The 11,780-nt window shown below is 44.9% G+C and carries 10 protein-coding genes and 1 pseudogene; all 11 read right to left on the bottom strand.

Features of this window, described 5'->3' with window-relative positions; genetic code table 11:
- A partial coding sequence (gene mvaD / locus C1G53_RS03335) for a diphosphomevalonate decarboxylase (protein WP_105117688.1) occupies window positions 1-969 on the bottom strand: 969 nt, incomplete at its 3' end.
- On the bottom strand, window positions 962-1,897 hold the full coding sequence (gene mvk, locus C1G53_RS03330; protein WP_105117687.1) for a mevalonate kinase: 936 nt from the start codon (window positions 1,895-1,897) through the stop codon (window positions 962-964). The genes mvk and mvaD, both read right to left, overlap by 8 nt.
- 344 nt (window positions 1,898-2,241) lie before the next feature.
- Window positions 2,242-3,519, bottom strand: coding sequence for an MATE family efflux transporter (locus tag C1G53_RS03325; RefSeq protein WP_105117686.1), 1,278 nt, complete (start codon window positions 3,517-3,519; stop codon window positions 2,242-2,244).
- 5 nt (window positions 3,520-3,524) lie between these two features.
- Window positions 3,525-4,958: an ABC transporter ATP-binding protein gene (locus tag C1G53_RS03320; protein WP_105117685.1), complete on the bottom strand. Its 1,434-nt coding sequence runs from the start codon at window positions 4,956-4,958 to the stop codon at window positions 3,525-3,527.
- Window positions 4,922-5,581 carry an energy-coupling factor transporter transmembrane component T gene (locus tag C1G53_RS03315; protein ID WP_105117684.1) on the bottom strand — a complete coding sequence of 220 codons (660 nt, stop codon included), beginning with the start codon at window positions 5,579-5,581 and terminating at the stop codon, window positions 4,922-4,924. The genes C1G53_RS03320 and C1G53_RS03315 overlap by 37 nt, the downstream gene beginning before the upstream one ends.
- Entirely contained in the window at window positions 5,578-6,171 is a 594-nt protein-coding gene (locus C1G53_RS03310; protein ID WP_105117683.1) for an MptD family putative ECF transporter S component, read from the bottom strand. The genes C1G53_RS03315 and C1G53_RS03310 overlap by 4 nt, the downstream gene beginning before the upstream one ends.
- Window positions 6,172-6,444: pseudogene (locus C1G53_RS03305) on the bottom strand (ATP-binding cassette domain-containing protein); the annotation flags it as partial.
- 209 nt (window positions 6,445-6,653) lie between these two features.
- Complete coding sequence (gene thrC / locus C1G53_RS03300; RefSeq protein ID WP_105117682.1) at window positions 6,654-8,138, bottom strand: threonine synthase; 1,485 nt, start codon at window positions 8,136-8,138, stop codon at window positions 6,654-6,656.
- Window positions 8,139-8,257: 119 nt separating this feature from the next.
- Window positions 8,258-8,524 (bottom strand): HAD-IA family hydrolase, encoded by a 267-nt coding sequence (locus C1G53_RS13280; protein WP_238139093.1) that lies wholly within the window; start codon window positions 8,522-8,524, stop codon window positions 8,258-8,260.
- A gap of 35 nt (window positions 8,525-8,559) precedes the next feature.
- On the bottom strand, window positions 8,560-8,796 hold the full coding sequence (locus C1G53_RS13275) for an HAD hydrolase-like protein (protein WP_105117680.1): 237 nt from the start codon (window positions 8,794-8,796) through the stop codon (window positions 8,560-8,562).
- A gap of 273 nt (window positions 8,797-9,069) precedes the next feature.
- Window positions 9,070-11,721 carry a bifunctional acetaldehyde-CoA/alcohol dehydrogenase gene (gene adhE, locus C1G53_RS03285; RefSeq protein ID WP_105117679.1) on the bottom strand — a complete coding sequence of 884 codons (2,652 nt, stop codon included), beginning with the start codon at window positions 11,719-11,721 and terminating at the stop codon, window positions 9,070-9,072.
- Window positions 11,722-11,780 lie beyond the last annotated feature (59 nt).

Below are 11,780 nucleotides of genomic sequence, written 5' to 3'. Positions count from 1 at the left end.
AATTCCAGCAGGTCCAGGCTTGCTAGTGATGATTTTCTCTCTTGGGAAGACTTTGGACAATTCAGCTACTAGCTCATCCATCTGACTTGCTCGGCAGAGGACCTTGACATTCGGTCCTGCATCCATAGTCATATAGGCTGACAAGCCAGTTGCTTCACGAACCTGACGGACTGCCTCTTGAGCCACTAGGCTATCAGCTGACCAGTAGGTAAAGGGTGGATTGGCAGAGAGCGTTGTTGCATGCATTTTCATGCCATTGTGCTCTGTAATCTGACCAAGTTTTTCAAAATCACGGCTAGCAATAGCTACCTTGATGTCCGCCAAGTCTTGCTTGGCGGTATCTACCCAGGCTGTGTAAAATGGTGAGGTGGCAACCGTGTGGTCCATTCCCTCTCGACTAGCAATCTTTTTCGGTCCGGTATTGACCGCCAAGACGACCATGCCGATATCCCAATCCGCATCGTCAATGGGGTGAGCCATAGAATCTTCCGAACCAGTTCCCATGTCCCACTCTACAAATCCACCGAATAGGCTACGGGTGCTAGAGCCTGAGCCCCTACGAGCAAGGGTTGATAGGGTGGCTGGTGATAAATCTAAATCCAAGGCAGTTGCGGTTGCAAGAGCCAGCGCTGCAAAGGCTGAGGCTGAGCTGGCTAAACCAGCCGCAGTCGGAACAAAATTTAGACTTTCCACTCGGGCAAATGCCCTTTCACCTATATATTCGCAAAACAAATCCAAAAATCGAGAAATTTTTAAAATTTCTTTTTCTTTTTGTAAAATCCCGTTGAGATAGAACTCATCGGCAGTCAATTCTGGATCAAAAACAACCTTGGTATCCGTATAAAATGCGTCAAGGGTCAGGGATAAACTGGAATTCATGGGTAGAAATAATTCCTTATCGCGTTTTCCCCAGTATTTAATCAAGGCAATATTGGTATGGGCACGGGCAATGCCTGTCTGTTTAGTCATTGGTTTCTCCTAAGTACTGTATCCAGGTTTGGCGGGCGCCTGCTTGTTCAAGGATGTGTGCAAGTTTTTGGGCATCCTGGGCTTTTCTAACAAGGGCAATCATGCAACCACCACGACCACCACCGGTTAATTTGGCTCCGAGGGCTCCATTTTCTTGGGCAAGGCTGACTAGCTTATCTAGGCTAGGATCAGACACGCCTAATTCTTGCAGGAGGGCATGAGCTTGGTTCATTCTGCTGCCTAGAAGCTCTGCTTGGTCTGTGGCCAAATCTTCCTTAGCCAGTCGGGTCAAGTTGCCCAGTTCTTCTACTAGCTTGATAGCCTCTGGCTTTTTCTCCAATAAAGCCGCCACGTCTGAAATGGCCTCTAAGGTGTTGCCCGTCACGCCTGTATCAGCCACTACCAAGTGGGCACGGAGTTTCAGCTCCAAGGGCTCGATGGGCTGGTGCTTGATAAAAAAGACGGGAGACTTGCCGCTGGTGGTTGCCGCATCAATGCCCGAGGGATTGCCGTGGGCAATTTTTTCCGAAGACTGTACAATGTCCCAGAGCTCACTGTCTGTCAGCTCTTTTTCATAATAGGCAAAGAGGGCGCGGGCAACGGCTACTGCCACCGCAGCACTGGAGCCCATGCCTCGTTCGGCGGGAATGGTGGAGCTGATTTCGATGTGAATAGCCGGATCTGTCGGAGCGCCGATACGGTAGAGGGAAAAGCGAATGGCATGTTTGAGGCTTTCCCAGATTTTTGGCATCTTGTGAACCAAGCCTTCGTAGAAGTCACAGGCCACACTCAGAGCCTGACCCTGCGCCCTTACCTGAGCGGTAATTTCAACAGCAGAAAAAGGCATAGCAATTGCTGGCTGGCCATAGACAACCGCATGCTCGCCCATCAAAATGATTTTCCCATTTGCTTTTCCTACTACTGACATATTCTTCTCCTTACACAATCACAACTATTATACCATTTTTCATAAGAATAATAGACGAAAACAGCCGACCGCAGTCGACTGTTCTCTGGAGATTATATGAAAAAGAAATTCGCTATCTCTAGCTTGAATATAGTATACAAGAACAAACTTAAGCGAAACTGAAAGTTTCTAGATATTTTCCGAAAAATTCCTGGCCAAAAAAAGTTCTAACCAACAAACGAAAACAGCCGACCGCGGTCAACTGTTCTCTGGAGATTATATGAAAAAGAAATTCGCTATTTCTAGCTTGAATATAGTATACAAGAACAAACTTAAGCGAAACTGAAAGTTTTCTTAGACATTCCTTAATCAATTTTAACTTTTCTTTCTCGCCTATATTGGACATACAAAAATCCTGCACGAACGGCATTATCCGCTATGGTTGCTATCCAAACAGCCTGTAAACCTAGATGAAATACTCCAATAAGTAGATAGGCAAGACCAATTCGAACTATCCACATACCTAGACTGGTCGCATAAAATGGTAGCTTAGCATTACCCAGACCTTGCCACAAGGCAGTTAAAACAAGAGTAGAAGCCGTAAAGGGAACACCTAACATGGAATAGAGCAAAACTGTCTGGCTGGCCTGAACAACCTGTGGTTCTTTTGAATACAAACCGATTAAAAGTGGACCAGATAAATAGGTTGTAACAGCTACCAGTAGCATAAAGAGGAGTGAAAGAAAGAAACTCCTTTTCAAGATGTCCTCTACCGCAGACTGATTCTGTCTATGCTTGGCTGTCAAGATAATGGTTGCCGTTGCAATTCCCATAGCCGGCATATAGTTAAACTGAGTGAGCGTTTCTCCAATGGCGTTACCTGCCACAACCGCTGTACCTAAACCAGTAATCAAAGCGACAACAACCACATCTCCAGCCCGCATCATCAAGCGCTCACCAGTAGCTGGTAAGGCAAGTCGGATGAGTTCTATGTCCCAAGACCAGTTCCATTTCTCTAAAGGAAGGGCAAGCTTTGCCCACAGCAGAAAACAACCTACCAGCCGTGACAAGACTGTTCCAAGAGCAACTCCAGCCACGCCAGCATGGAGAACGAAGACCGCAAAAGCCGAAAAAAGAACATTCAACAGATTGGACAGAAGGCTGATATACATGGGGAATTTGGGTTGACCCAAGGTTCGTAAGATCGCACCTAAGCTCATCATCAATCCGAGAAAGAGAATTCCGCCACCAACCAACATCAGATAGGAACCTCCCGCTTGTGCAACAGCCACTTCAGCTCCCAAACTTGTCAGCAAATGTGGCCCCGTAAGCACAGCCAGTCCTCCCAGCAGCAGACTGATACAAGCTGTTATTTTTAAGCCCTCATTAGCAGTATGGCCCACCTTTTCAAACTTCCCTTGACCCAAAATCTGAGCCAGACGAGCTGAGATGGCCGCGGCTAAAGCGATAAAAATTGCCTGATAAACTGCCAATATATTGTTGGCCAGAGATACTCCCGACAGGGCTACAAGGCCGATACTAGCCACTAAGTAAGAATCCACCATGCCCATCAACATTTGGAGAATATTTTCAGCCATAGCAGGCAAGGCAATCCTAAGTAATTCTTTTGTATGCTTGTTCATCATCCTCATCTTAATTTTAATTGTTTAATATCTATTATTTTATCACAAACCAAGTCTAAGAGTTCTTCATCATGAGAAATCAAGAGAACCAACTTGTTTTTCTCTTTTAAATCAAGCAGGGCCCTGGCCACCTCTTTCATCTGCCGCAAATCCAATCCGCTAGTTGGCTCATCAAAGATAAAAATATCCTTGTCCACCAATAAGCTAGCCACCATCATCAAACGTTGCTGCTCACCACCTGACAAGCTGACTGGATGCCTGTCAAGCAAGTCTTCCAAGCGAAAACGGCTGATCATCTCCTCATCAAGCTGCTTGTCTTTTTGCCCCAGCGTCAATTCCCTGCGGACTGTTTCTGCAAAGAGCTGTAGGCGGACATCCTGCATGACAAGGGCAGTTTTTTCCAGGCGTTGACGTGCCGTGAGTTTTTTCCCATACCAAGCAATGCTAGCCTTTTTATCTTCTAACAGTCCAACCAGATAATTGGCCAGACTAGTTTTTCCAGACCCATTTGGTCCCACAAGACCAATAACCTGACCCGGTGCCAAACAGAGCTTCTCAATCTGGTATAGGAGGCTTCCCGACTGGCTGACCGATAGGTTCTCAACAAGCAAGCCTTGCTCATCATCTGTAAACTGACTGACCCGCTCTGCTATTGCCCGCCCATAAGGCGCTGCATCGTAGCACCGCAAGCCCATGTCCTGACGGCACTCCTCTGTTCGGCTGAGAAAGTCCGCTGCCAAATAGTCCGTCACCAACTGTCCGTCTTGAAAATAGAGGTAGCGATCCGCCAAGTGACTGAGATAGGACAGGCGGTGTTCCGCAATAATAATGGTCTTTCCCTGTTTTTTCAAGAGCTGCAAGACTTCTTGAACCCTTACCACACCTTGCTGATCCAAATTAGCTGTCGGCTCATCCAGAACTAGAAGATCTGTTCCCTGCATGGCTGCAACAGCCAAAGCCAGAACCTGTTGCTGTCCACCAGATAAGCTGGAAATCTTTCGTTCATACAGGGGCTCTAAGTCAAACAAGTTATTGACCCAAGCCAAACGCTGAGCTATTTCTTCCTTAGATAAGCCTTGGTTTTCACAGGGAAATACCAGTTCCTGCAAGACTTGATTTTGAAAGAATTGAGTAGAAGGTTGCTGAAAAACAGAAGCAACCTGATGGGACAAATCTTCTAAACTCCTCCCTCTCAACTCCTTATCACCTAGATAGACCTGACCTGAGAGTTTGGCTGGATAATATTCGGGAACCAGGCCGTTCAAAACTTTGAGAAAACTTGATTTTCCTGAACCACTCTGGCCACAAAGGACAACACATTGGCCGGTTGGGATGGTTAAATCTGAAATAGCAAGGGAGGGTTTGTCAGATCCTGGATAGGTTAATTCCAACCCTTTTACCGTCACAGCTGGACCAGAAGAAGAAAACTGACACAACATAAACAAAGACTCCAATCTAGCAGGCTCCAAGACGACTGCAAGTATTCTGTGGGTTTACCAGACAAGGCCAAGCCCTTGGTCAAACTGGCTACAGTTAATTCTTGAGCCGTTCCCAAGAGGGACATCATGAGGGGAACTAAAAAATATTCCAGGTACTGAATTGGATGGCAAACCACATCTAGCCTCTCCAGGAAAATCCCTCTCACCTTTAAAGAGGAACGAATGGTCCGGGCATCCTCTTTGATGGCTGGCAGAAAGCGAAACATAACCCCCAAGGTCAAGAGAAAGGCTTCTGGTAAGCGCCATTTTCGCAGACCATGGACAAGTTCATAGCTGCTGGTGGTCATCAGTAAAAAATGCCCTGCTAAAAGTGGTGGCCATGTATAAGTCAGAACGACCAAGACATGTGCCAGCCAAGCTGGCAAGAAGGAAATATAGGACAGGAGCCAAAAACCAGTATAGAACAAGATCCCAATGACAGCCATTTTTTTCTTCTGAGAAAACCAGAAAAGCAGGCTAAATCCCAAGACTAGCACTGCATTTTCAAAAATAGTCAGTCGCAAACCATAGGTAATACTAGCAAAGATGACTAGAATGATTTTGGTACGGGCATCTAATTTCATGATAGAAAACCTGATTGTTTGAAATAGCGCTTGACCATGTATTGTCCAAAAAGGCCACTTACAAGAGCAGTTAGGATTATAGTAGTTGACAACCAGATTACATTCCCTGGTGTAAAGTCCAGCATCACTCGGGCCACATACTCTGCTGACTTACCACGGGCCAATAGACTAGCCTCATAGGCATCTCGCATGAACCACATGAGAATAATAGGACCTAAATTTCCAAAGGAGAAAACAATATAACTAAGAAGATTGACCCATTTTTGCTTATAGTGACCAGCTTTTGCGATCAGTTCAGCTAGTAAACCAAAGGTCAAGCTAGGCAGAAAGGCAGCTGTCATATAGCCAGATAGAAAGAAGAAGCAGGCCATGACTGTACCGACTAGACTAATAGAACCCGGCTTCCCAACCTTGGCAATCAAGAGCATATAGACTGGACCAGCTAAGAGAGCTGCTCCAGCTGGTGCATACATCATATTACCCGACCGATCAAAAACCAAGCTCAATAAGGTTCCTAGACCAACACAAACAAAGTAGAGGGCAGCAAAAGCCCCTGTTACCATCAGATCTTTTACTTGTAATTTCTTCATTTATTTTTCCTTTACTAATTGCCCGTCTTCCAAACGGAAAATGGTATCCGCACAAGCCATGGTCGAACTTCTATGGGAAATCAAGAAGACCATGCCCTGACAGTGTTCCTTAACCAGCTGGATAAAGCGGGCTTCATTGAGCGAGTCTAGGTTACTAGTTGGCTCATCAAAGATATAGCAGTCCGCGTTTTTGAGCAAGGCCCGCATGAGTTCCAAGCGTTGCCCTTCTCCTGCTGAAAAGTCACTGGCTTCTACAAACGTATCCAAGCCCTCTCAATGTTGGTAAAATCCATTCTTCCAGCCACATTGAGAAGGCATTTTCTTTTTACAAAAAAACTTACTTGCTACTGTGCCACTAGTGACTTCTTTTCCAAGTGCTCTTATCTAGTATATCATTCTTTGAATTGTCTGTAAATTTTAATTTGTATTAAAAAAGAAAACAAACTGCCTGTTTTAAGCAGTTTGTCATAAGTCATTTTTTATTACACACCCAAATAGCGCTCTACTTCAGCCTGCATATCTGCAGCTGCAACAACGGTAGTGTGACGAACAGGTGCCGTTTCCAAGCCGTCCACAGCTGGCGGCAGGGCTACACCTGAAATCTCATGCAATTTTGCAAGGGCTTCAAAGTCAGACAAACCTGACTGGCCTGTCACAGCCTCAACCGCAACCACTGGGAACTTGTAAGGACTTGCTGTGGAAGCAATCACTGTCGGAGTTTGGTCCCCTGTTTGCTCCACATACTGTTTATAGACAGCTGAGGCAACAGCCGTATGTGGATCTTCAATGTAGTCTGACTCGTCATAGATACGCTTGATTTCTGCAGCGGTTTCTTCTTCCGTCGCAAAGGCGGCAGCAAAGAGAGAGAGGATATCCGCGTCAGCCCCTTGAATGTCATACTGACCAGCTGTGTTCAAGGCTTCCATGAGATCAGCTGTTTTTACAGCGTCATTGCCAAAGAGATGGAAAATCAAGCGCTCCAAGTTAGAGGACACCAAGATGTCCATGGACGGACTGGTGGTCACGCGGAAGGTACGGTTCTTGTCGTAAACGCCTGTCGAGAAGAAGTCAGTCAAGACATTGTTATCGTTGGAAGCACAGATGAGCTTGCCAACTGGCAGACCGATCTGCTTAGCGTAGTAAGCCGCCAAGATGTTACCGAAGTTACCTGTTGGAACGGTGAAGTTGACCTTGTCGCCCGTCGCAATCTCGCCGGTCTTAACCAGCTGAGCGTAGGCATAGACATAGTATACAATCTGTGGCACCAAGCGGCCGATGTTCATGGAGTTAGCAGATGAAAACTGGAGTTTCTTAGCTGCTAATTTGGCACGGAGGGCCTCATCGTTGAACATGCGCTTGACATTTGTCTGGGCATCGTCGAAGTTACCGTCAATAGCCACCACGTGCGTATTAGCCCCTGTCTGCGTGGTCATCTGCAACTCCTGAACCTTAGACACCCCGTCGCGTGGATAGAAGACGATGATTTGCGTGCCAGGAACGTCCGCAAAGCCAGCCATGGCTGCCTTGCCTGTATCGCCTGAAGTCGCTGTCAAGATGACAATCTCGTTTTCCAAACCATGCTTTTTAGCAGCAGTCGTCATCAAGTAAGGCAGGATAGACAGTGCCATATCCTTAAAGGCAATGGTTGAGCCTCGGAAGAGTTCCAAGTTGTACTGACCTTTTAGCTTAACCACTGGGGCAATAACTGGCGTGTCAAACTTGCTGTCATAGGCATTGTTGATACAGTAGTCCAGTTCGTCTGCCGTAAAATCATCCAAGAAAGCTGACAAAATCAGTTTAGCAACTTCCTGATAAGAAGCGTCTTTGAGAACAGAAAAGTCCAAGTCAACGGTTGGAATGGAAATCGGTGTAAACAAACCACCGTCGGTCGCCAAGCCCTGTAAAATAGCCTGACTAGCCGATACGGTATTTTTAGCATCGCGTGTTGATTGATAAACTAGTGTCATAGTATCCCTCGTAAAAAATCTATTTTTTCTATTCTACCATAAATTGACAGAAAATTGGGAAGATATGACAAAAAACCGAACATCTGTCCGGCTTTGATGAAGAGCAATTTAAACAGATTCTAGTTTACCCCTTCTTTTTCTAATCTTTTTATCCGTGACAAAATCCCAACCATATCCGACTCAATATAGTCTGCCTTACTTTGATCAACAGGAAGCCTCGTTTCTAAATAACCGATAACAGTTATGCCCGCTGACTGAGCAGCCTGAATACCATAAGCCGGGTCTTCAATAGCAACAGCTTTGTCAGGAGTGAGATTTAATCTTTTTAAGGTAGCATGATAAATCGCAGGATTAGGCTTACTTTCCTCAAAATCTTCTCCACTCACAATAGCATCAAAATAATGAGCAATTCCACAAGCCTCTATAATTTCTCTAATTGACTGGCAACCGGTGATAAATCCAAATTTGTCTCGGATAAGTGTTTGATTGTTTTGTGGAGGCGAGTATAGGAAGATCCCACTAATAAACCAGCTTCTTCCTCACTCAACTCTACACTTCCGTTCGTCAAACTACAAATAAATTGGGTTAGTATTTGAAAATCAATATACTCTGTATCAACAATGACACCATCCATATCAAAAATAATTCCTGCTACCATACTAGTCCTCCTATCTTCTTTCACAGTATATCAAAATAGATTTATAGCTTCAATAGTGACAAAAACACCAACCTACTCACGTAAGCTGGTGTTTGAGAAAGTTTTGGAGGCTAGTCCAATTGTTTATATAAGGATTATTAAGAAATGACTTGTGCAACAAACACTTACACGTCCATTTTGAAATCAGTTTTTCCTAAGAGAGTCTAGGCGGCGAAGGCGACGGTTGAACTCAAGTTCACCTAGCCAAGCCAACGCAGAGGCTCGACGGAAAAATTATTTCAAACGGCCTGGACGTTCTTTGTAGCCATAATACGCATCCTCAATGATTTCTTGCATATGGTCAACCATTGCTAGACGAGGGTTAGCTGGTGTACATTGGTCTTCGTAAGCAAGAAGAGCCAATTCACGAGAGTATTCTTTGAGTTCTTTCTCGTCCACACCTTGCGCTTTCAAGTTCATTTGGATACCGATACGCTCACCGAGGTCATAAACAGCTTGTGCGTATGAAGCGACACCTTCCTCTGGTGTTGAAGCTGGAAGTCCTAGCATTTTCGCGATGTCTTGGTATTTCTCATCTGCTTTGTAGTAGTTGTACTTAGGCCATGTAGCTGTCTTAGCTGGACGAGTACCGTTGTAGCGGATAACGTATGGAAGCAAGATAGCGTTTGTACGACCGTGAACTGTGTGGAAACGTCCACCAATCTTGTGGGCCATTGAGTGTGAAATACCCAAGAAAGCGTTGGCAAAGGCCATACCTGCAATAGTTGAAGCATTATGCATTTTCTCACGTGAGTGGAAGTCAGCATTCTTCACTGAGCTTTCAAGGTTTTCAAAGACAAGTTTAATAGCTTGAAGCGCAAGACCGTCTGTGAAGTCGTTTGCTACTGTTGATACATATGCTTCTGTTGCGTGGGTCAATACGTCCATACCAGTATCGGCAGTAACATGGGCAGGTACTGTCAATACAAGAGCTGGGTCAACAATTGCCACAGTTGGCGTCAATGAGTAGTCAGCAATTGGGTACTTGCGGTTGTTTGCCTTATCAGAGATTACAGCAAATGGTGTTACTTCTGAACCTGTACCAGATGTTGTTGGAATCGCGATAAACTTAGATTTCTTACCAAGTTCTGGGAACTTGAAGGCACGTTTACGGATGTCCATGAATTTTTGAACAAGGTCATGGAAGTCAACTGTTGGTTGCTCGTAGAAGAGCCACATAACTTTGGCAGCATCCATTGGTGAACCACCACCGAGTGCGATGATTGTATCTGGTTTGAAGGTACGCATCAATTCTGTACCCTTGTAAACTGTTGTGATGTCTGGATCTGGTTCAACGTCTGAGAAGATTTGGTAAACCACTTTGTTACGACGAAGATCCAATTGTTCAATAATACGATCCAAGAAACCAAGCTCTACCATGGCATGGTCCGTAACGATCATCACACGTTCAACGTCACGACATTTTTGGAGGTATTGGATAGAATCACGTTCGAAGTATGTTTTAGAAGGAACTTTAAACCATTGCATATTATTTCTACGTCTTCCTACTTTCTTGATGTTGAGCAAGTTCATCGCACTTACGTTATCACTGATTGAGTTACGTCCATAAGAACCACAACCAAGTGTCAATGATGGCAAGAAGGCATTGTAAACATCACCGATACCACCGAAAGTAGATGGAGAGTTCCAAATAACACGAATCGCACGTACGATTGTACCAAATTCTTTGGCCAATTCAGCATCTTCTGTATGGATAGCTGCTGAGTGACCTAGACCGTGGAATTCAACCATTTGACGAGCTGCTTCCAGACCTTCTTCACGGCCTTCAACTTTCAATACTGCAATAACTGGTGACAATTTCTCACGAGTCAATGGCTCTTTTTCACCGATTTCAGTAACTTCAGCTGCCAAGATGTTAGTACCTTCTGGAACTGAGAAACCAGCTTGTTCAGCAATCCATGCAGCTGGACGACCTACGATGTCCGCATTCAATTTGCCTTCTGCACAGTTCTTGCTGTTGGCTTTTACACCGAAGCAGTACTCTTCAAGTAGGGCTTTTTCTTTCTTATTAACAAAGTAAGTTTTGTAAGATTTGAACTCAGCTACAAATTCGTCATACACTTCCTTATCAATGATCACTGCTTGCTCTGACGCGCAGACCATACCATTATCAAATGACTTAGACATGACGATATCATGAGCAGCTTGACGGATGTTTGCAGATTTTTCAACATAGGCAGGAACGTTACCGGCACCTACACCAAGAGCTGGTTTACCACAAGAGTAAGCTGCACGCACCATGGCGTTACCACCCGTTGCAAGGATTGTCGCAATACCGTCGTGCTTCATCAATTCAGAAGTTGCTTCCATAGATGGTTTTGTTACCCACTGGATACAGTTCTCTGGAGCACCAGCTGCCACAGCTGCTTCATAGACAACACGCGCTGCATGAGCAGAAGATTCTTGTGCAGATGGGTGGAAGGCAAAGACAATCGGATTACGTGTCTTCAAGGCAATCAAGGCTTTGAAGATGGCAGTTGACGTTGGGTTAGTCGTTGGAGTGATACCACAGATAACACCAACTGGCTCAGCAATCAAGGTCAAGCCGGTTACATCATCTTCTTCGATGACACCAACTGTTTTTGTATGGCGCATATTGTTAACAACGTGCTCGCAGGCAAACAAGTTTTTAGTTGCCTTATCTTCGAATACACCACGTTTGGTTTCTTCAAAAGCGTGCATTGCCAGTTCACCGTGCTTGTCAAGAGCAGCTACCGAAGCCTTAGCTACAATGTAGTCTACCTCTTCTTGACCAAGTTTGCGGAACTCATCAAGAGCAACCAAACCTTTTTGAACAAGCTCATCAACGTGCTTGCGAGCTTCTGCTAATTTTTCTTCTGGTGATACAACTTTTTTATCAGCCATTGTGTTCCTCCAAATTTTCTTATTAACATTTTGTTAATTTTTTCACAATCTTATTCTAC

This window comes from Streptococcus suis (genome assembly GCF_002960445.1).
Classification (GTDB): domain Bacteria; phylum Bacillota; class Bacilli; order Lactobacillales; family Streptococcaceae; genus Streptococcus; species Streptococcus hyiners.
Note: the sequence above shows the minus strand (reverse complement) of the source record. Positions and strands in the feature narration are given on the sequence as shown.

What these genes read in the sequence shown, in the direction of transcription:
- mvk (WP_105117687.1), bottom strand. Translation starts at nt 1,897, where the DNA reads ATGTCAGTAGTAGGAAAAGCAAATGGGAAAATCATTTTGATGGGCGAG.
- C1G53_RS03325 (WP_105117686.1), bottom strand. Translation starts at nt 3,519, where the DNA reads ATGAACAAGCATACAAAAGAATTACTTAGGATTGCCTTGCCTGCTATG.
- C1G53_RS03320 (WP_105117685.1), bottom strand. Translation starts at nt 4,958, where the DNA reads ATGTTGTGTCAGTTTTCTTCTTCTGGTCCAGCTGTGACGGTAAAAGGG.
- C1G53_RS03315 (WP_105117684.1), bottom strand. Translation starts at nt 5,581, where the DNA reads ATGAAATTAGATGCCCGTACCAAAATCATTCTAGTCATCTTTGCTAGT.
- C1G53_RS03310 (WP_105117683.1), bottom strand. Translation starts at nt 6,171, where the DNA reads ATGAAGAAATTACAAGTAAAAGATCTGATGGTAACAGGGGCTTTTGCT.
- thrC (WP_105117682.1), bottom strand. Translation starts at nt 8,138, where the DNA reads ATGACACTAGTTTATCAATCAACACGCGATGCTAAAAATACCGTATCG.
- C1G53_RS13275 (WP_105117680.1), bottom strand. Translation starts at nt 8,796, where the DNA reads ATGGTAGCAGGAATTATTTTTGATATGGATGGTGTCATTGTTGATACA.
- adhE (WP_105117679.1), bottom strand. Translation starts at nt 11,721, where the DNA reads ATGGCTGATAAAAAAGTTGTATCACCAGAAGAAAAATTAGCAGAAGCT.